Annotated in this window: 15 protein-coding genes and 1 pseudogene; 14 read left to right on the plus strand and 2 right to left on the minus strand. The window is 72.3% G+C overall.

All coding sequences use genetic code 11. The features are described from left to right. Positions 1-18: 18 nt before the first annotated feature. On the minus strand, positions 19-1,104 hold the full coding sequence (locus ACSHWO_RS34370; RefSeq protein WP_438318569.1) for a COX15/CtaA family protein: 1,086 nt from the start codon (positions 1,102-1,104) through the stop codon (positions 19-21). A 768-nt stretch (positions 1,105-1,872) separates the two neighbouring features. On the opposite strand from ACSHWO_RS34370, the pseudogene ACSHWO_RS34375 reads away from it, so the two are divergent. The 13 genes and pseudogenes from ACSHWO_RS34375 (at position 1,873) to ACSHWO_RS34435 (ending at position 18,055) form a co-directional block, all read left to right on the plus strand. Beyond that, positions 1,873-2,741, plus strand: a pseudogene (locus ACSHWO_RS34375) (NADP-dependent oxidoreductase). 140 nt (positions 2,742-2,881) lie between these two features. Then, positions 2,882-3,619 (plus strand): hypothetical protein, encoded by a 738-nt coding sequence (locus ACSHWO_RS34380; RefSeq protein ID WP_438318572.1) that lies wholly within the window; start codon positions 2,882-2,884, stop codon positions 3,617-3,619. Positions 3,620-4,449: 830 nt separating this feature from the next. Further along, positions 4,450-5,946: an aldehyde dehydrogenase family protein gene (locus ACSHWO_RS34385; RefSeq protein ID WP_438318575.1), complete on the plus strand. Its 1,497-nt coding sequence runs from the start codon at positions 4,450-4,452 to the stop codon at positions 5,944-5,946. 31 nt (positions 5,947-5,977) lie between these two features. Further along, a complete protein-coding gene (locus tag ACSHWO_RS34390) occupies positions 5,978-7,516 on the plus strand; it encodes a GMC family oxidoreductase (protein WP_438318578.1) in 1,539 nt (512 codons plus the stop codon). Beyond that, positions 7,516-8,736 (plus strand): quaternary amine ABC transporter ATP-binding protein, encoded by a 1,221-nt coding sequence (locus ACSHWO_RS34395; protein WP_438318581.1) that lies wholly within the window; start codon positions 7,516-7,518, stop codon positions 8,734-8,736. The genes ACSHWO_RS34390 and ACSHWO_RS34395 overlap by 1 nt, the downstream gene beginning before the upstream one ends. Continuing rightward, entirely contained in the window at positions 8,733-10,886 is a 2,154-nt protein-coding gene (locus tag ACSHWO_RS34400) for an ABC transporter permease (RefSeq protein ID WP_438318584.1), read from the plus strand. The genes ACSHWO_RS34395 and ACSHWO_RS34400 overlap by 4 nt, the downstream gene beginning before the upstream one ends. Next, positions 10,883-11,866, plus strand: coding sequence for an ABC transporter substrate-binding protein (locus ACSHWO_RS34405; RefSeq protein WP_438318587.1), 984 nt, complete (start codon positions 10,883-10,885; stop codon positions 11,864-11,866). Before ACSHWO_RS34400 ends, ACSHWO_RS34405 begins: the two co-directional genes overlap by 4 nt. A gap of 229 nt (positions 11,867-12,095) precedes the next feature. Further along, positions 12,096-12,299 (plus strand): EF-hand domain-containing protein, encoded by a 204-nt coding sequence (locus tag ACSHWO_RS34410; protein WP_361094243.1) that lies wholly within the window; start codon positions 12,096-12,098, stop codon positions 12,297-12,299. Positions 12,300-12,707: 408 nt separating this feature from the next. Continuing rightward, positions 12,708-13,043 (plus strand): hypothetical protein, encoded by a 336-nt coding sequence (locus ACSHWO_RS34415; protein WP_438318590.1) that lies wholly within the window; start codon positions 12,708-12,710, stop codon positions 13,041-13,043. Positions 13,044-13,156: 113 nt separating this feature from the next. Beyond that, positions 13,157-13,516 (plus strand): PRC-barrel domain-containing protein, encoded by a 360-nt coding sequence (locus ACSHWO_RS34420; protein ID WP_361094249.1) that lies wholly within the window; start codon positions 13,157-13,159, stop codon positions 13,514-13,516. Between the two features lie 58 nt (positions 13,517-13,574). Continuing rightward, positions 13,575-13,853 (plus strand): GlsB/YeaQ/YmgE family stress response membrane protein, encoded by a 279-nt coding sequence (locus ACSHWO_RS34425; protein ID WP_438318593.1) that lies wholly within the window; start codon positions 13,575-13,577, stop codon positions 13,851-13,853. Between the two features lie 495 nt (positions 13,854-14,348). After that, positions 14,349-15,254, plus strand: coding sequence for a MerR family transcriptional regulator (locus tag ACSHWO_RS34430; RefSeq protein WP_438318596.1), 906 nt, complete (start codon positions 14,349-14,351; stop codon positions 15,252-15,254). Between the two features lie 821 nt (positions 15,255-16,075). Further along, the gene (locus ACSHWO_RS34435; protein WP_438318599.1) at positions 16,076-18,055 is read left to right on the plus strand and encodes an amino acid transporter; all 1,980 of its coding nucleotides are present in this window, start codon (positions 16,076-16,078) and stop codon (positions 18,053-18,055) included. Between the two features lie 186 nt (positions 18,056-18,241). Here ACSHWO_RS34435 and ACSHWO_RS34440 read toward each other — a convergent pair whose 3' ends face one another. Further along, positions 18,242-19,228, minus strand: coding sequence for a LysR family transcriptional regulator (locus tag ACSHWO_RS34440; protein WP_438318602.1), 987 nt, complete (start codon positions 19,226-19,228; stop codon positions 18,242-18,244). A gap of 86 nt (positions 19,229-19,314) precedes the next feature. Between ACSHWO_RS34440 and ACSHWO_RS34445 the strand changes: the two genes are divergently transcribed. Further along, positions 19,315-20,010 carry a type 1 glutamine amidotransferase domain-containing protein gene (locus ACSHWO_RS34445; protein WP_438318605.1) on the plus strand — a complete coding sequence of 232 codons (696 nt, stop codon included), beginning with the start codon at positions 19,315-19,317 and terminating at the stop codon, positions 20,008-20,010. Positions 20,011-20,325 lie beyond the last annotated feature (315 nt).

Below are 20,325 nucleotides of genomic sequence, written 5' to 3' on the forward strand. Positions count from 1 at the left end.
CACTGGTCTCCCGGTGGGTCAGGCGTGCGTCGCCGCGCCCCGCGCGCGCGGCAGCGGTGCGCCGCCCGGCTGACCGGAATGGCCGAATGAGGCCCTCTTGACCGTGAAGTGCACCTGAAGTACTCCCGTCCACACGAGGGCCGATCCCAGCAGGTGGAGCATCACGACGAGGGAGGGCAGCGCCGTCAGCGACTGCACGAGCCCCACCACGCCCTGGCCCAGCAGCACGGCGAGGAAGACGGTGGCCTTGCGCCGCGCGGCACCGAAGCCGTCCCGGGGCAACGCGGACAGCAGCACTCCGGCCAGGACCAGGACCGCCCCGGCCAGCACCCCGTGGACCACGGTCACGACCGTCCAGTCGAAGGGCATGCGCACCACGTCGGAGGAGTCGCCCGCGTGCGGGCCGGAACCGGTGGCGAGCGTGCCCACGACGACCAGCAGGGCCGTCACCGCGACCAGGACCGCCGACAGCGACCGGATCCGCGCGGCGGTCCGCGGCGCCGACGGGGTCCTCACGCCGGGCCGGACGCCCCCGCCACCGTGGCCGCTCGCCTCCCCCGCAGCACCGTCGGCACCAGCACCGGCACCTTCGTCCGCGTACGCCGCGTGCCAGGTGTACACCGCGGCGGTGAGCAGCAGGGTGGCCGCGAGGAAGTGGGCGGCGACGATGTAGGGGCTCAGCCGCATCCATACGGTCACTCCGCCGACGACCGCGTTCAGCACCACGATCCAGAACTGCGCCCAGCCCCCGCGCAGCACGGCGGGCATCGGCCTTTTCTGGAGGCGTGCGGTGATGATGACCCAGCCCACCACCGCGCACAGCACCCCGGTCAGGAGCCGGTTCCCGAATTCGATGGCGCCGTGCACTCCCATTTCCGCAGTGGGGGCCAGCGTCTCTCCCGTACACATGGGCCAATCGGTGCAGCCCAGACCGGAGCCGGTGACGCGGACGATTCCACCGGTCACGATGATCGCGATACTTGCCACGACCGAGCCCAGTGCGGCCCGTCTGACGCTTCTCACTCCGAGCGAGTACCTGCCGGCAAGCCATGAGAGGGGAGTTCGCACGATCAGCCTTCCTCTTATTTCACTTTTACGTGCCATGGCACGGAACCCCAGCCTACGCCGCGTGTTTTCCCGGGCCTGACGGGGCGTCGCACACGGAGGGGAACGGGGAAACAGAGGCGGATTCGGAGCGCGGTCCGGCGCGGGCGGACGGGCTTCGACGACGACTCCCCGGGCGGGCCCCGACCGCTGCGCCGCGTCGACCCGACGCCCGCGCCCGCCGACACGGTACGGCCCCTGCACCGACCGTTCAGCCGGGACGCCTCCCTGCCCGGGCCCGCAGCCCTGCAAGGACCGAACGCGGACTGCTCGCCCCTACGGGCGCTGTACCCCGGTCCGTGTGAAGCCGGCAGCCCGCTGCCCGACGTCCCTACAACTGCTGCGTCCACCAGGCCCCGGCTGCGCCTGCGGCGGCAGTAATCAGTCCGACCAGCCATGCGGGGATGTGGTGGACGGTGATGTGGAGTCCTCCACAGCGCAGTTCGAACCGGTGACCGAGACGTTCCTGGCGTGTCGGCGCTGGTCGAGCCGGGGCCGAGGGCGCGGGGAGGGCCGTACGCGGAGGGGTGGAGGGGGGTGTGCAGGTAGTAGCGCTGGAGGTAGTCGCTTGCCGCAGACCTGGCGCAGTGCACGCACGGCCTGAAGACCCGCCTGGTAGGCCGGTTCCCGGACCGTCCGGTCATTCAGGTCCGGGCCGAACCCACGCGTTGATGCCGGATCGGGCTCGATTGCCATCACCCCGTGCGCCGCGACGGCCGCAAGCTCCTGGTGGAGCTATTCGCGGGGAACAGGTGCGCCTGCGGGTCGATCACGACGAGCGTGCGGGCTACGGCCGCGACTCACGGCCATGGGCACGCGGGCCCCGGCCGGATACGCATCGCCGTGCGGGCGGCGGGCGTGAACCCCGTCGACTGGAGACTCCGTGAAGGCCAGGTCCTGGGGGCGCATCCCGTCGAATTGCCCTCCGGAGCCGGGCTGGACGCCTCCGGGGTGGTCGACGAGGTCTGCCAGGGCGTCGAAGGGGTCGAGGTCGGCGACAAGGTGTTCGGCGAAGGGGCGAGTACATATGCCGAGTTCGCCGTGCTGTCGGCCTGGGCCCAATGCCCGAGGGGCTGACCTTCGAAGAGGCGGCCGGGTACCCCTCCGTGGTGGGGACCGCGCTGCGCGTCATCCGCGATGTCGGTGTGCACGCCGGGCAGACGCTGCTGGTCAGCGGTGCGTCCGGGGGAGTCGGATCGGCGGTGTTGCAGATCGCCCGGGACCGGGGCGTCACGGTGATCGGCACGGCGGGAGCCGCGAACCAGGACTATCTGCGGAGCCTGGGTGCCCTCGCCACGACGAACGGGGAGGGCTGGGTGGAGCGGGTGCGCGAGCTCGGCCGGGTCGACGCGGCTCTGGATCTGGCCGGCTCGGGCGTGATCCGCGAGCTCGTCGAGCTGACCGGGGATGCGCAGAAGGTGGTCTCCATGGCCGATCTCGATGCGCCACGGTTCGGTGTCCGCTTCTCCGGCGTGGCCGGGAGTGTGCCAGAGGCGCTCGCCGAGGCCGCCGGCCTCATCCCGCGGGGGAAGCTCCGCATCCCGGTCGAGAAGTCGTACACGCTCACCGAGGCCGCGGCGGCGCACATCGACAGCAAGTCGGGTCACACGCGCGGGCGTAGGGTCCTGGTCCTCTGAAGCCCCCATCCGGGGCATCCGGGGCAACGACGCAAGGACGGCTGGACGGGGCGTGGCGCGCTGAGGCGAACGGGCTCCGCGGTCCCGGACCGAACCGGGCGGTTTTCCGGAGGGCGAACGGCGGCGCTAGCGTGATCGCCATGTACGAGATCAACGGCGTGAGAGCCACGCCAGGTGGGCGCATACGCGTCCAGTTCCACGAAGACGGCTTCGTTGTCAGGCCGGATCAGCGCGTAGGCCGTACCGCCGAGAAGCTCCTCGGCGAAGAGGCCGGGTGCATCACCGCACTGGTGCTGCTCGCGTCAGTGGGCCTCTTCAGCCTGCTCCGGAAGGTCGGGGCGCCGGACGCCGCCATCGAGGCCTGTCTGTGGGTGGGCATCGTCGCGGTCTGCTACGGGGCGCTCCTCGCACTGCTGCACTGGACCTCCGGAGTGGTGGCGAGCGTCGTGTTCTTCCTGCTCGTGGTGGTCACCCTCCCGGGGCTGCTGATCCCGAGCTACCGGCGGACGGTGATGCGTCGGTGGCGCGGCGGCGGCGAGGAGGGGGAGCCGGGGTGGGTTCCCGGTGCGGCCCTCGCCGGAGTGTGGCACCAGGTGGACCCCGACGCCGGCGCCGTGGTGACGGTCCAGCAGACGGACGGATCCGTCACCGCCTACGTTCCCCCGCCCGACAGGGCACGCGACCTGTACGAGCGCTTCGACGCGTTGCTGCGCCGCCCGCATCCGGCCCGGGCGTCCCACCAGCAGCCCGCGCAAGGCACCCCGGTGTACCAGCCGTGGCAGGGGTACGCACCCCAGCAGGCCGGCTACCACCCGGGGCCGCAGGGGTACGCACCTCACCACCAGCCCGGTCACCACTCGGGCCACCCCCGCGGTTGACCCGGGCCCGGTGGCGGGCGCGGAAGCGCTTCACGCGAACCCGTCGCGCCCTGAAGCGCCGCTGACCGGTACCGCGTTACCGGGGAGGGTTCGGCGCGGCGGCGTGGGCGTGTGTTCCGGTGTTCCGGAGCACACGCCCGAACGTACGCAGGATCTGGGCCGTCGAGCAGTGTGGCCAGGTGCGCTGGCGTAGCCAGGCCACCCTGCACCGCGATGCGGTCGGTTCCGAGGCCGGCGAGGACGGGGACCGTGAGACGTTCGATCGGCGCACCCGCTCATGCGTGACCGGGGACCACCAGCAGTGCCCTGCATTCCGCAAGGAACTGCGCGGCGAGCGCGCCCTGCCGGCCCCGCACGACCGGCGCCGCCAGGGCGACCACGGACATCACGGCACCGAGGCCGACGCTCCAGGGGAACACCCACCCGGGCAGTGCGGTCGCTCCGGTCGCTCCGGTCGCTGACCCCGGCCGACCGTACGAGAGCGCCCCCCACCCCTACCGGACGGGACACCACCGGCCCCTGCAAGGTCCTCGCCGAGCCCGCAACGGGCCTCCTGCTGGGCGCCCGCCTCATGGGTATCCGGCTCCGCACCCTGATCCGGCCCCTCGTCCTGGCCGTGACCTCGGCATCGACGCCGCCGCCCCCGCCGGGCCCCGGACCGGCCACCCGGCGCTGGCCGGGGCCGTCGAGAAACACCAGCACCATCAGTGACCTCCGTCACTTTCAGTTACCTCAGGTGCATGCTTCGGCCGCGTCGGGGCAACCGCGGCGTCATGCCCGAAACTCCGCGGACACCCCGCGGTACAGCACCACCGGAGGTACGAAGAGCCGTGTCGGAACAGCAGACGATCCACATCGCCGGAACCTGGAGGTCCGCCATCTCGGGGGCCACCCGCGAGGTCCTCGACCCCGCCGACGCCACCGTGCTGGCCGTGGTGTCCGAAGCCGGCACCGCCGACACCGACGCGGCGGTCGCCGCAGCCCGCGACGCCTTCGACGCCGGCACCTGGTCCCGGGCCCCCACCGGGGTCCGCGCCGGCCTGCTCCGCCGGACCGCCGTCCTGCTGCGCCGCGACAAGGCGAGGATCGCCCTGCTGGAGAGCCGGGACACCGGCAAGACCGTCCAGGAGGCCCTGACCGACGTCGAGTGCGTCGCCGCCGCGTTCGAGTACTACTCCTCCCTCGTCGCCGACGGCACCGCGGGCCGCGTCGTGGACGCCGGTTCGGAGGACGTGCACAGCGTCGTCGTCCACGAACCGCTCGGCGTGTGCGCCCTCATCACCCCCTGGAACTACCCGCTGCTCCAGGCCGCGTGGAAGGTCGCCCCGGCGCTCGCCGCCGGCAACACCCTCGTGCTCAAGCCCAGCGAGGTCACCCCGCTGAGCACCGTCGTGCTGATCGAGCTGCTCGCCGAGGCCGGACTGCCCGACGGCGTGGCCAACCTGGTCACCGGCCCCGGCGACCCGGTCGGCGCCCGGCTCGCCGCACACCCCTCCGTCGACCTGGTGTCCTTCACCGGCGGCCTGACCAGCGGCACCTCGGTCGCCCGCGCCGCCGCCGACACGGTGAAGCGGACGGCCCTCGAACTGGGCGGCAAGAACCCCAACATCGTCTTCGCGGACGCCCTCGCCACCGAGGAAGGCTTCGACACCGCCGTCGACCAGGCCCTCAACGCCGCCTTCATCCACAGCGGCCAGGTCTGCTCGGCCGGCTCCCGGCTGATCGTCGAGGAGGACGTACGCGAGGAGTTCGTCACCGAACTCGCCCGCCGCGCGGACCTGATCCGCCTCGGCCGCGGCACCGACCCCGGTGTCGAATGCGGCCCGCTGGTGTCCGAGGCGCAGCGCGCCCGCACCGAGGAGTACGTCGCGTCCGCCCTGGCCGAGGGGGCCGTGCTCCGGGCCGGCGGCCGACGCCCCGGCGAACCGGGCCTCGCCGACGGCTACTTCTACCGGCCGACCGTCCTCGACGGATGTCACCGCGGGATGCGGGTGGTCCGAGAGGAGGTCTTCGGACCGGTCCTCACCGTCGAGGTGTTCCGCACCGAGGACCAGGCCGTCAGCCTCGCCAACGACACCGAGTTCGGCCTGGCCGGCGCCGTGTGGACCGCGGACCCAGGGCGCGCCCGCAGGCTCGCCGCACGGCTGCGCCACGGCACCGTCTGGATCAACGACTTCCACCCCTACCTGCCCCAGGCGGAGTGGGGCGGCTTCGGCAAGTCCGGCACCGGCCGCGAGCTCGGGCCGGCGGGACTGGCCGAGTACCGCGAGACCAAGCACGTCTACCAGAACCTCGCCCCGCGCCCCGTGCGTTGGTTCGCGGGATGAGTGGACGAGCCCAGGAGAGGAACCGCACACCGTGAACACCCACCCCCACACCACGCACGCGTACGACTACGTGATCGTCGGCGGCGGCACCGCCGGCTCCGTCATCGCCTCCCGGCTCACCGAGGACCCCGACGTCTCGGTCGCCGTCGTCGAGGGCGGCCCCAGCGACGTCGACCGCCCCGACGTGCTGACCCTGCGCCGCTGGACGGAGCTGCTCGGCGGCGAACTCGACTACGACTACCCCACCACCGAACAATCCCGCGGCAACTCCCACATCCGGCACAGCCGGGCCCGCGTCCTCGGCGGCTGCTCCTCGCACAACACGCTGATCTCGTTCCGGCCGCTGCCCTCCGACTGGGACGAGTGGGCCGAGGCGGGCGCCGACGGCTGGCACGCCTCCGCCATGGACCCGTACTTCGACAAGCTGCTCAACCACATCGTCCCGGTCGCCGACGAGGACCGGAACGCCATCGCCCGCGACTTCGTCGCCTCCGCCCGCACCGCGCTCGGCGTACCCGTGATCGAGGGCTTCAACGAGAAGCCGTTCCACGAGGGCGTCGGCTTCTTCGACCTCGCCTACCACCCGGAGACCAACAAGCGGTCCTCCGCCTCCGTCGCCTACCTCCACCCCGTCATGGACACCCGCGACAACCTCACGATGCTGCTGGAGACCTGGGCGTACCGGCTGGAACTTGACGGCAACCGGGCACGCGGCGTGCACGTCCGCGGCGCGGACGGCACCGAGGCCCTGCTCACCGCCCGCCGTGAGGTCGTCCTCTGCGCGGGCGCCGTGGACACCCCGCGGCTGCTGCTGCTCTCCGGCATCGGACCGGGCGAACAACTGTCCGAGCTCGGCATCCCCGTCGTCCACGACCTGCCCGGCGTCGGCGAGAACCTCCTCGACCACCCCGAGTCGGTCATCGTCTGGGAGACGGAGGGCCCCATCCCGGACAACTCCGCGATGGACAGCGACGCCGGCCTGTTCGTACGCCGGAACCCGGACTCCGCCGGCCCGGACCTGATGTTCCACTTCTACCAGGTGCCCTTCACCGACAACCCCGAGCGGCACGGCTACACACGCCCCGCGCACGGCGTGTCGATGACCCCGAACATCCCCAAGCCGCGCAGCCGCGGCCGGCTCTACCTCACCAGTGCCGATCCGACGGTCAAACCGGCCCTGGACTTCCGGTACTTCACCGACGAAGACGATCACGATGCCCGGACCCTGGTCGACGGCATCCGGATGGCCCGCGAGGTCGCCCGCACCGAGCCGCTCGCCGGTTGGCTGCGGCGGGAGGTCTGCCCGGGCCCGGAGATCACCGGCGACGAGGAACTGAGCGCCTACGCCCGATCCGTCGCGCACACCGTCTACCACCCGGCGGGCACCTGCCGGATGGGCGCCGCCGACGATCCGGAGGCGGTGGTCGACCCGGAGCTCAGGGTCCGAGGCCTGGACGGCCTGCGCATCGCCGACGCGTCCGTGTTCCCCACGATGCCCGCCGTCAACCCGATGATCGGAGTGCTCATGGTCGGTGAGAAGGCCGCCGAACTGCTGGGGGGTGGTGCCTGATGAGCCGCGCCCCGGAACACGCGACCCACGCGGAGAACCCGTACGCGCACACCGTCCCCGCCCAGGGCGGCGCGCCCGGCACGGAGCACCTCCCGCAGCCCGGCGCGCAGCACGACCCGCGACGTCCCCCGCAGTCCCCGCCCGCCGACGCGCCCGCCGAACGTCCCCCGGTGTTCTCCGTCCGCGGCCTGTGGAAGGTGTTCGGCCCGGCCGCGGCCGCCGCCCGCATCCCCGGCTCGGCCGAGGCGGCCCTGCCGCCGGCCGACCTCCGTGCCCGTACCGGCTGCACGGCCGCCCTCCGCGACGTCGGCTTCGACGTGCGCAAGGGCGAGGTGTTCGTCGTCATGGGGTTGTCCGGCTCCGGAAAGTCCACCCTGGTCCGCTGCCTGACCCGGCTCATCGAGCCGACCGCCGGCCACCTGTCGGTGGACGGCGAAGACGTCCTCGCCATGGACCGGAACGGGCTCCGCGAGCTGCGGCGGCACCGCGTCGCCATGGTCTTCCAGCACTTCGGCCTGCTCCCGCACCGCACGGTCCTGGACAACATCGCCTACGGGCTGGAGATCCAGGGGATGGGCCGCACCGAGCGCCGGGTCCGCGCCGGCGAACTCCTGGACAAGGTTGGCCTGCACGGCCTCGGCGAGCGCCGCCCCGACCAGCTCTCCGGCGGCCAGCAGCAGCGCGTCGGCCTCGCCCGCGCCCTCGCCTGCGACCCCGAAGTGCTGCTCTTCGACGAACCGTTCAGCGCCCTCGACCCGCTGATCCGCCGCGAGATGCAGCAGGAGGTCGAGCGCCTGCACCACGAGGACGGCCGCACCATGGTCTTCATCACCCACGACCTCGACGAAGCCCTCCGCCTCGGCGACCGCATCGCCCTGATGAGGGACGGACGGATCGTGCAGATCGGCACACCCGAGGAGATCGTCGCCTCGCCCGCCGACGACTACGTCCGCGAATTCGTCCGCGACGTCCCGCGCGAACGGGTCCTCACCGTCCGCAGCGCGATGCGCCCCGCCGGTCCCGGCGATCCGGGCCACGGGCCGGCCCTCGCCCCGTCGGCCACCGTCGCCGACGCCATCGAGGCCGTCGCGCGCAGCGGCGGCAGCGCCCGCGTGGTCGACGACGGACGCTGCCTGGGCGTCGTCGACGACGCCGCGCTCCTCGCGGTGGTGGCCGGCGTATCGCACCCCGCAACCGGCCGGGGGGAGACGACCGCATGAGCACCGCCGGCCATACCAGCACCCCCGCCGGCCGGACGCGCGGCACCGTCCGCCCCGGCAACGGGAACCCCACGCCCCCGCCCGGCGCCCGCCCCCGCCCCGCCACCGGCACCCTGACCAGTGCCAGGGTCGTGCTGTCCGGCACGGGCGACACCCGCACCGCGGGCCCCTCCGCTGGAAGCGGCACCCCGGCCCGCCCCGGCAGCCGCTCGGCCGGCGGACGCGCCCCGTTCGCCCGGCACGTCCGGCGCCGCCTCCTGCCCTTCGCCGCCGCCGCGGCGGCCCTCGTCACCCTCGGACTGCTGTTCCCCGGCGCCGCCTGGCCCACGGCACTCGACGTCGACCTCTCCGGCCCGCTCGGCTCCGCCGGCGACTGGATCATCGACAACCGCGACACCCATCCCGCGTTCCTCTACTTCTTCGGGCACATCAGCAACACCGTGGTGATCTCCGTGCGGGCCGTCTACCTGGTGCTGCTCGCCGCGGGCTGGACCGGCGTCCTCGCCCTCGCCGGCCTGCTCACCTGGCGCCTCGCCGGTGTCCGCCAGGCCGCCGTGTCCGTCACCGCCTTCGCCGTGTGCGGTCTGCTCGGCATGTGGATCCCCACCATGCAGACCCTCGCCCTGATGGTGGTCGCGGTGGCCGCGTCCGTCCTCATCGGCGGCCTGCTCGGACTGGCCGCCGGACTGTCCCCGCGCACCGGACGGCTCCTCGCCCCGGTCCTGCAGACCATGCAGATCCTTCCGGCGTTCGCCTACCTGCTCCCCGTCGTCCTGGTCTTCGGGATCGGCGTGCCGGCCGCCGTCCTCGCCACGATCGTCTACGCGGCGCCGCCGATGGCCCGGCTCACCGCGCTCGGTCTGCGCGCAGCCGACGGCGGCGTCCTGGAGGCCGCCACCTCCCTCGGCGCGACCGGCCGGCAGCGCCTGCTGACGGCCCGGCTGCCCCTGGCCCGCCGCCAGATCATGCTCGGCGTCAACCAGGCCGTCATGATGGCCCTCTCCATGGCCGTGATCGCCTCGGTGATCGGCGCCGGCGGCCTCGGCGACCGCGTCTACCAGGCCCTCGCCTCCGTCGACGTCGGCGCCGCCCTCGCCGCCGGCATCCCCATCGTGCTGCTCGCCGTCGTCCTCGACCGCACCGCGCACGCTGCCGGGGAACGCCTGGGCGCCCGCCCCGCTCCGGCCGACCGCCCCCTGCTGTGGCAGGTCTTCTCCGGCTGGTACGGGCACCTGCTCACCGTGCTGGCCGCCGTCGCCGTCTCGGTCGCCGGCCGGATGCTCGGCACCACGCAGTGGCCCGACACCTGGACCGTGTCCGTCGCCGAGCCCGTCAACCGGGCCGTCGCCTGGACGACCGGCCACCTCCACTCCGGCGTGCCCGTCGTGGGCGGCACCGCCGACTGGGCCGCCGCGTTCACCGGCTGGGTCCTGGACCCGCTGCGCGCGGCACTCCAGGGGCTGCCCTGGTGGTCGGTGCTGCTGCTGGTGGCCGCCGCAGCCCTGGGCACCGGTACCTGGCGGACCGCCGTCAGCGCCGTCACCGCCCTCGCGGCCGTGGGCGTCCTCGGCGTCTGGGACGCCTCCATGGACACCCTGTCCCAGGTCCTCGCCGCGGTGACGGTCACCCTGCTGCTCGGTTTCGCCATCGGCATCGGCGCCGCCCGAAGCGCCCGCGCCGAGCGGCTGCTGCGGCCCGTGCTCGACGTCTGCCAGACCCTGCCGCAGTTCGTCTACCTGATCCCGGTGGTCGCCCTGTTCGGCGTGGGCCGCGCCCCGGCCGCCGCGGCCGCCGTCATCTACGCACTGCCCGCCGTGGTTCGCATCACCGCCCAGGGACTGCGCGAGGTCAGTCCGGCCGCCGTGGAGTCGGCCCGCTCGCTGGGTGCCACCCGGGCCCAGCTGCTGCGCCAGGTCCAGCTGCCGCTGGCCCTCCCGTCCCTGCTGCTCGCGGTCAACCAGGCCGTGGTGCTCGTCCTCGCCGTCGTCATCATCGGCGGCCTGGTCGGCGGCGGCGCCCTCGGATACGACGTCGTGTTCGGCCTCGCCCGCGGCGACCTGGCCACCGGACTGGTCGCGGGCGCGGCGATCGTCTGCCTGGGGCTGCTGCTCGACCGCATCACCCAGCCGGCGAAGGAGTCGAAGGCATGACCGCCCACCATCCCCGTTCCGGCGCCCGCCGTACGCCGGTCACCGCGGCCGCAGCCGCGGCCGGCCTGCTGCTGGCCACCGGCTGCGGCGCGGCCGACATGACCGCGCAGGCGTCCCCGTACGCCGCCGCGCAGGGCGCCAAGTCGGTCACCCTGTCCGTGCAGTCCTGGGTCGGCGCCCAGGCCAACACGGCCGTCGCCGGGTACCTGCTGGAGCACGAACTCGGCTACCGCGTCGACACCGTCCAGGTCGACGAGGTCCCCGCCTGGGACGCCCTCAGCCAGGGGCGCATCGACGCCCTCCTGGAGGACTGGGGCCACCCCGAGCAGGAGAAGCGGTACGTGAAGGACAAGAAGACCGTCGTCTCCGGCGGGGAGAACGGCCTCACCGGCCACATCGGCTGGTTCGTGCCCGAGTACTTCGCCCAGGAGCACCCCGACGTCACGGACTGGAAGAACCTCGACCGCTACGCCGACCGGATGCGCACCCCGGAGAGCCGGGGCAAGGGCCAGCTGCTCGACGGCAGTCCCTCCTATGTCACCAACGACAAGGCCCTGGTGAAGAACCTGGGCCTGGACTACGAGGTGGTGTTCGCGGGCTCCGAGGCCGCCCAGATCACCCAGATCAAGCAGTTCGCGAAGGAGCGCAAGCCGTTCCTGACGTACTGGTACGTGCCGCAGTGGCTGTTCGAGACCGTCCCGATGACGGAGGTGAAACTGCCCGAACACGAGGAGGGCTGCGACGCCGACCCGGAGAAGGTGGCGTGCGCCTACCCGCACACCCCGCTGAAGAAGTACCTCAACGCCCGCTTCGCCGACAACGGCGGACAGGCCGCCGAGTTCCTGAAGCGGTTCCGGTGGACCGCCGAGGACCAGAACGAGGTGGCGCTGCTGATCGCCGAGCGCAAACTCAGCCCGCAAGCGGCCGCCCGCACCTGGGTGGAGCGGCACGAGGACGTCTGGCGGCCCTGGATCCCCTGACGCACCGCCCGCGCGCCCCGGGGCGCGCGGGCGCTGGGCGACCCTCCGTTCGATGGGCAAAGCCCGGCGGGGGAGGCCCGGTGCCGGCGTCAGTGTGGGGGCCAGGGGCGCTGGCGGGCGAGGCGGTCCCGCCCCAAGGCTCGACCGGTCAGCGTGGTGTTGATGGTGTGGCAGGGTGGTGGGGCATGTTTGGACCTTCGGGGTCCTGTGAACGCGAGAGGGGAATGTCATGAACGAGGCCGAGCTCAGGGCGCTGTTCGACGAGATCGACACGGACGGCGACGGGCAGATCAACATCGTCGAACTGGCGGAGGGGTTCAAGGCCGAGGGCGCCCAGGGGCACCTCGCTGAAGAGGTCAAGAAGGCGATGGCGGCCGACCTGAACCACGACGGGGTCCTCGACTTCGAAGAGTTCCGCACCCTGCTGAAGTAACGGCAGGCCTGACAGCCCCCGTACGGACCCGGAAGGGCCCAACGGGGGCTGACGTGCGTCTGAGAACATCGCCGGAAGCTGGCGAGTACGTCGGCGATGGCCGCCGTGCTCCGGATAGGGGCCGACGCCGCGGGGCCGGGAGGTGCCCGCTGCGCCCAGATCGTCTTCGATGGGCGGCCAGAGGTCTGGTCGGACCCGGGTACCTCAGCCTCCAGCGCATGGCCGTTGGCCCCCACGTGAGTTGTGGGACGCGATCACTTCCGACGGCCTGAACGCCTGGCCGACAACCGAACCGTCGGGGCGGACCCGGTCCCGCCCGGGCATCAGGTGGTTCACCACTTGCTGGACCGGCCGTCGGCCCCTCGCCCATGCGCTCCTCGTCGGGCGAGCCACGTTCCGGCAAGAAGGGTGAGTCATTTCGCCGAGACGGGGCAAGCGCGCTCCATGACAGTCAACATGACGCCCGAACACGCCGACGGCACGGCCCCGCCCGGTCCCGCCTGGATGTCCCGCTTCACGCGCCTGATGAGCGACGCCGCTTCGCGCGTGGCCGGGAAGGCCGGCACGAACAGCCGCAGCCGTGGCAGGTCTGCGGCGTTCGCTCGATCCGCGGCGCAGCCGAAGGCCCGTGCGCAGTCGTTCGCCCACGGCCACACGGCCGTTCTGCTCACGGCCGCCGGCCTGCTCGGCCTGGGGGCGCGGTCGGTGGTCCACCGCCGCTCGCGTCATCTCGGAAGCTGCTGACGACCACAGCACCCGCCGTGCCCTCTGCACGATCCGCCTGCCATCCGGCCGCGCACGTGAAGAACAGCAGCCCCACCGTCAGGCACCCTGACGGCCGCCAAGAAAGGAACGTCATGACCGGCAACATCTGGGCCTACCGCCTCACCGTTGGCCGCCTCGAAGGCACAGACCTGGTGGGCTACGCGGTGGAGGCCGTCGACGGCAGCATCGGCCACGTCGACAAGCACTCCAGCGAGACCGACGCCTCGTGGATCGTCGTCGACACGGGACCGTGGATCTTCGGGAAGGAAGTGCTCCTCCCTGCCGGCACGATCCTCCGCATCGACACCACGGAGCGGAAGGTCTACGTCGACCGGACCAAGGAGCAGGTCAAGAACTCGCCCGAATTCCTCCGGGACAAGCACCTCGGTGACCCCGACTACCACCGCTCGGTCGGCGGCTACTGGGGCGACGCGCCACTGGGCCGTTTCTGACCGACCGACCGGCGTACACACGGACAGCGAAGTTGCACCATCGACAAAGGGGAACATCATGGGTCTCATCGCTTGGATCATCATCGGACTCATCGCCGGAGCCGTCGCCAAGTCACTGATGCCGGGCAAGGACCCCGGCGGGCTCGTCATCACCATGCTGATCGGTATTGCCGGTGGTCTCCTCGGTGGCTGGCTGGGCAAGGTGATCTTCGGGGTGGAATCCGTCGACGGCTTCTTCGAACTGTCCACCTGGATCACCGCGATCATCGGGTCCGTCATCGTCCTCGCCCTCCACCGCGCCGTCACCGGCAACCGCCACAGCCACCGGCACGTCTGACGCGCGCAGGGCCCGGCCTCGACTGGCAGCCGGCCTGGCTGCATCGGCGGCCGAGCGCGGCCCGCCCGGCCTCACCCCAGCAGTGCGTGCGCCACCGCCGGTCGCAGCGTTGCAGCGTCGTGCAGCCGCCCATGCCCGCCGCCGCCGGAATCCGGAACCGCAGTGCGTGCATGCGTGCGGGCTGTGCTTCGGGTCACCGGGGCGGCCGCGGCCTGGACGGTCGACATGCGGCAGGTGCACACCCGGTGCGCCGCTCGGCCGAGTCTGCCGCGCGTCCTGACGCCGGACACCACCCCAGGGTTCCGCCCGACCACCAGGTCGGGCGGAACCCGACTCACACGCGCGAACGAGCGGGTCGCGGTGCGGCGGCGGCCGGCCTTCCGCAAAGCACCGCGGCAGGGGCAGGTGGAGGTGCAGGTGCAGGTTTGCACCTGCCGTAGCGTGATGTGGTCAGGTGGAGCCGTCCTCAGTTCGTCTGTGAAAGGTCCTCCACTGATGCCCATGTCCTTCTTCGTGTCGCGTCAGGCCAAGATCGGTGACGTGGCGGCCCTCGTGGGCACGACTCCGCGGGCGATCCGGCATTACCACGCCATGGGCTTGATCCCAGAGCCCGGACGGGGCGGCGACGGCCGCCGCCGCTACGGCTTCCAGGACGTGGTCCGGCTGCTGTGGATCAGGAAGATGGCCGACGCGGGCATCGCCCTGCACGACATCCGTGACGCCTTCACCGCCACCGTGCCCGGTACAGGCACCGGGACCGGGACCGGGACCGGCGAGAACGAAGGGGACGGCATAGAGGCCACCTTGGCCCGGCTGGAGGAGGCCCTCGCCGCCCAGGAGGTGCAGCTTGCCCGCCAGCGGGCCCGCGTGCAGCGGATGCGTGCCGAGGGCAGCCGGATGGGCCTGCTCTCCGAGGCAGTCACCAGCCGTCTGAAGAACCTTCCCGAAGGCTCGCTGCGCCCCGCGGACCTGGACGCCCTGCTCGTCACCGAGCGGGTCTTCGGCCCACTCGGCGCGGCCGTGCAGGCATCCCGGTTCATCGCGCTGGCCACCCATCCCGAACTTCGGGCCGAGTCCGACCGCGTGGACGCCGGCGAGGAAGCACTCGACGACACCGTCGCCGTCGACGACCCGCGTGTCGCCGAGACGGCCGCCCAGCGCCACGCCTTCGAGAAGAAGTTGATGACGGTGATCGAAGAGTCCGGGATCGCGGAGGAGGAGGAAGTCCTCCTCGACGCCCTGGACACCGCGCACCCCGCGGGCGCCGGAGACACACCGGAGCCGGATGCCGAGGACGGCGGCTTGAGCGCCTTCGAGGCAGTCACCAAGCTGCCCCACGGCTTCTCCCCGGCCCGAGTGCGCTGCGCGGAAATGGCCCAGGAACTCGCCCTCCGCGACTGAACGGCGCGAGAGACTAGGCCCATCCGGCCGCCAGCCCCGGCATCGGCCGTCTCACCGCCACAGGGCCGCATCCGCGAACTCGCCGTCCTCAGTTCCGATTCGCTCATGTTGGCGATCTCGCCCTACAGGCGGGACTCCACGGGAGAGAGAGCTCCCGCAGAGCCGCAGGACGACCGCCCGAGAAGTTGATTCAAGAGGCAGAGCAAGACCCTACGAAGCGGCGAGGGGACAGCCGGTCCGGTGGGCCGGCGGAGGTGCTGGCAAGCCCTCAAGCGGGGGAGAAGACGGATGCATAGCGCCCGCATCGGCCGGCAAGCCGCGGAGAGCCCTCGCGTCCCAGCTCAGAAGGTCACCCGGCCGTAGTTCGGCTTCCAGGGCCGGGGCGGAGGACCGGTGCGCCTACGAAGTGCTGTGGACGCGGGGGTTCGCGTTGGTCAGCTGAACCGCCCCTCGTGGAGGACGACGGCGCCTGTGCCTGACAGACGTATCCCCGCTGGTCGCGCTCGGCATCCGGGAGCACCGTCCGCGAGTCCGGGCTCATCACATGATGATCGCCCAGTGACACGGATGGCCTCCCCGCCGGGTCTCGCGGCGGCCGTACCGACGAAGCCGTACGCGACCAAGGTGGTGAGCTGCTGGTGGCGTCGGCGCTGTACCGCGGCGACCCGAGATCCGGCCGTCGCAGCCTTCGGCGAGTACGCAGCCCCAGTCCCGCCGCGCAGCACATACTCGGTGATCGTTGCGTTCGCGTCGCGGCGGGTGAAGCGTGTCGTGACCGGGCCACGGTGACGGTGTGGGCCGGCGGAAGGGGCTGCGAGGACATGGCGGAGCAGAACGAACCGGCGCTGCCGGAAACGGTGGACAGGCCCGCGCTGCGGAAGGAGCCGCGAGGAAGGCTGGAACGATGGCTGCTGAGGCACCAGGTGCAGCCGGTGGGTCCTGCCGCGGACGAAGGGCACGCCGTGCCCCAAACCTGGTGGAAGATCATGTGCCTGACCGGCGTGGACTACTTTTCGAGCCTCGCCTACGTGCCGGCGATCGCCGCCCTGGCCGCCGGAGCCGTGTCTCCCCTGGCGACGCTGCTGATCGTGGTCCTGACACTGGCCGGGATGCTGCCGATGTACCGCAGGGTCGCCGAGGAGAGCCCGCACGGCGCCGGTTCGGTGGCGATGCTGGAGGACCTTCTCCCGTTCTGGCGGGGGAAGCTGTTCGTCCTCGTCCTGCTCGGCTTCGTGGCCACCTCGTGGATCATCACGATCACGCTGTCCACGGCCGACGCCTCCGTCCACGTGGTGGAGAACCCGTTCTTCCCCGCCGCGCTGCACGGCCACGAGGTCGCTTTGACCGTCGCTCTGCTCCTGGTGCTGGGCGGAGTGTTCCTGCTCGGGTTCAGTGAAGCGGTCGGCGTGGCGATCCCTCTCGTCGCGGTGTTCCTGGCGCTCAACGCGGTCGTCATCGCCGTCGGTCTCGTCGAGGTGTTCACCACCCCCGGAGCGCTGACGGCGTGGACGGGCGCACTCGTCGGCGAGGGCGCCGGGTTCGGCCACCTCGTCGGCCCCGCGCTACTCGCCTTTCCCCTGCTGGTGCTGGGTCTGTCAGGATTCGAAACCGGCGTGAGCATGATGCCGCTCGTCGCCGCCGACGGCGCCGACGAGGAGCAACGCCTGCGGTCGCGGATCCGCAACACCCGCCGACTGCTGACGACCGCCGCGCTCATCATGAGCGTGTACCTGCTGTCGGCGAGTTTCGTCACCACCGTGCTGATCCCGCCGGCGGAGTTCCAGCCCGGCGGCGCGGCCAACGGCCGCGCGCTGGCTTGGCTGGCCCACGAGCACGTCGGGGAGGGCTTCGGCACCGTCTACGACATCAGCACGATCCTCATCCTGTGGTTCGCGGGCGCCTCGGCGATGGCCGGGCTCGTCAACATCGTCCCCCGCTACCTGCCCGACTACGGCATGGCCCCGGAGTGGGGGCGCGCCGTGCGGCCGGTCGTACTCGTGTACACCGCGGTGTGCATCGTCATCACGTTCGTGTTCGACGCCGACGTCGACGAGCAGGCGGGAGCGTACGCCACCGGCATCCTCGCCATGATGGTCTCGGGCGCCTTCGCGGTGACGCTGTCGGAGGCCCGGCAGGGCCGGCGCGCGCCCGCGCTCGGGTTCTCGGTACTGACCCTGGTGCTCTTCTACGCGCTGGTGGCGAACATCGTCGACAAGCCCGACGGCATCGCCATCTCCGCGGTGTTCATCGCCGGCATCATCCTGGTGTCGCTCGTCTCCCGGATCTCGCGCACCACCGAACTGCGCGCCGACCGCCTCGTCTTCGACGAGGCGGCACGCAGGTTCGTCGCAGACAGCCTCGCCCACGACCAGGCCCTCAACTTCATCGCCAACCGGCGGCAGGCCGGCGACGTCGCCGAGTACAGCGCCAAGGAGCACGAACAGCGCAGCCTGAACCCGGTACCCGGACGTGCCGACGTGCTCTTCCTGGAGATCGACGTCGTGGACCCGTCCGACTTCAGCGACACGCTCACCGTGCGCGGGGTGGAGGTCGACGGCTACCGCATCCTGCGGGCCGAAGCCCCCGCCGCCCCGAACGCCATCGCCGCGATCCTCCTGGCGCTGCGTGACGCCACCGGTGTACGGCCGCACTGCCACTTCGCGTGGGCGGAGGGCAGCCCGCTGGTCCACATGGTCCGGTACTTCCTTTTGGGACGGGGTGACACCGCGCCCGTGGCCCGCGAGATCATCCGCAGCCACGAACCCGACCCGGACCGCCGACCGGGCATCCACGTCGGCTGAACGGAGACTCCGTGGACGACTGCCGATGCCGGGGACGGCTCTCGGGTCGGGGCGTGCACCGGGCCGGCGTGGTGGGCTGCACCGCGCCGCCCGCGGCCGGGCCGCCCAGCACCTCGGCCAGGTCGTGGGGGTAGGCCCGCCCGGTGGTCGGCGCCGCCGCTGCAAGGCGGTCCAACCGAAGCCTCGCTACCAGGTGCGGGCCATCTGGAGGAGGTGGGTGCGGACCCGGGCGACGTGGGGGTTGGATGCGGAGCCGGGGCGCTGGACCAGGTAGCCCGTGTTGATCGGGGGGTCCGCGGGGTCGTGGAGGGTGGTCAGGGCGCCGGAGGCGAGGTGCTGCTCGCACAGGTAGCGGGGCAGCACGCTGTAGCCGGCGCCCGCCGCGACGGCGGCCAGGACGGCGCGCAGGTCCGGGACCGTTACCGCGGCCCGGCAGGTCAGACGGCGGTCGAAGACATGGCGCCAGTAGCGGCGGGCGATGGGCAGGTCCTCGGCGTAGCTGATCAGCGGGACGCCCTGCAGGGCGGCAGGACCCTCGGCGGCGATCCGGGCCGGGCCGCCGATCCGGTCGGCCCAGGCCGGGGCGGCGACCAGGACGAACTCCTCGTCGGCGAGGGGTACGGCCGTCAGGGCGCGGCCGCGCGGGCGGTGGGTGGAGATCACCAGGTCGTGGCGGCCCGCACGAAGTTCCTCCAGGAGCGGGTCGGTCAGGCCTGTGGTCACGCGCAGGCGCACCCCGGCCTCGATCAGGGGGGCGAGGGCGGGGAGGACCCGGGTGGAGAGGAGCTCCGTGGGTCCGGCGAGGTGCACCGGGTCGGGCTGGCTGTCGTGCTCGCCCCCGGCCGGTGCGGCGGCGACGGCCAGTTCGTCGAGGGGGGCACCGATGCGGGCGGCGAGCTCGTCTGCGTACGGGGCGGGCGCCACTCCGCGGGGCAGCCGCTCGAACAGCTCGCGCCCCAGGTGCCGCTCCAGGGCGCGGATCTGGGTGGTGACGGTGGGCTGGGACAGGCCCAGCAGGCGCGCGGCGGCGGTGAAGGATCCCGCCCGGTGCACAGTGAGGAAGGTGCGCAGGAGGTTCAGGTCCGTCGGGCCCGGTACCGCCGGGGCGGGCAACGCGGGCTCGGACCCCGAGTCCCCCGAGCTCCGTGACCCATTGGGTTTCTTATTCCTCATAAAGGCGAGCCTATTGGATACCAATGGGTTGCAGGGCGTACGTTCGCAACGATCGACGGCGTTGAGTGTGAACGGAGACGTGAGAAATGGCGAAGATCCTATTTGTGGTGACCGGCGTCGACCACTGGACACTGGCCGACGGCAGCAAGCATCCGACGGGCTTCTGGGCCGAGGAGGCCGTGGCTCCGTACGAGGTGTTCACCAGCGCGGGCCACGAGGTCGTCGTGGCCACCCCGGGCGGCGTCGTACCGACCGTGGACCGGGCCAGCCTCGCCCCGGAGTCCAACGGCGGCCAGGAGGGCGCGGACCGGATCGCCGCCGCCCTGGGCTCGATCACCCCGCTTCTGAAGCCGCTGAAGCTGGAGGAGATTGACCTCGGCGACTACGACGCGGTCTTCTACCCCGGCGGGCACGGCCCCATGGAGGACCTGGCGGTCGACGCCGTCTCGGGCCGGCTGCTGGCCGCGGCACTCGCCTCCGGCAAGCCGCTCGGCGTGGTCTGCCATGCCCCGGCCGCACTGCTGGCCGCGCGGAACGCCGACGGCAGCTCGCCGTTCACCGGCCGCCGGCTGACCGGTTTCACCAACGCCGAGGAGACGCAGGCGGGCCTGGCCGACCGCGCCAAGTGGCTGCTGCAGGACCGGCTGGTGGAGCTCGGAGCGGACTTCCAGGAGGGCGAGCCGTGGGCGCCCCACGTGGTGGTCGACGGCAACCTGGTCACCGGCCAGAACCCGGCCTCCTCGGCCCCGCTCGCTCAGGAGCTCCTCAAGAAGCTGGCCTGAGCCTGTAAGGGGCTGCCCGGCCGCTCACGGGCGGTCCGGGCCGCCTCGCCGCACGCCTTCGAGGACGCTGAGCGTTTCGGAGTCCCGCCAACCGTCCCGGATCAACGCGCTGTGACGGTGGCGTCCTCCCCACGGCTGGACTGCTTCTGGTCCACCTCGGCGGTGACGTCGAGTTCCCCGACGTCCTCCTTGAGCAGGTGGCCGTGTTGGCCCGTCGCCGGGGCCGTGCCGGCTCTGCTCGACCTGCACGTGCCGCTCGGCCAAGGCTGGGCAGCGGTACCACTCGGCGTGCGGGCTTTGACCAGGTGACCGGGC

The organism is Streptomyces pallidus (ex Mingjun et al. 2026) (assembly GCF_051550185.1).
Classification (GTDB): domain Bacteria; phylum Actinomycetota; class Actinomycetes; order Streptomycetales; family Streptomycetaceae; genus Streptomyces.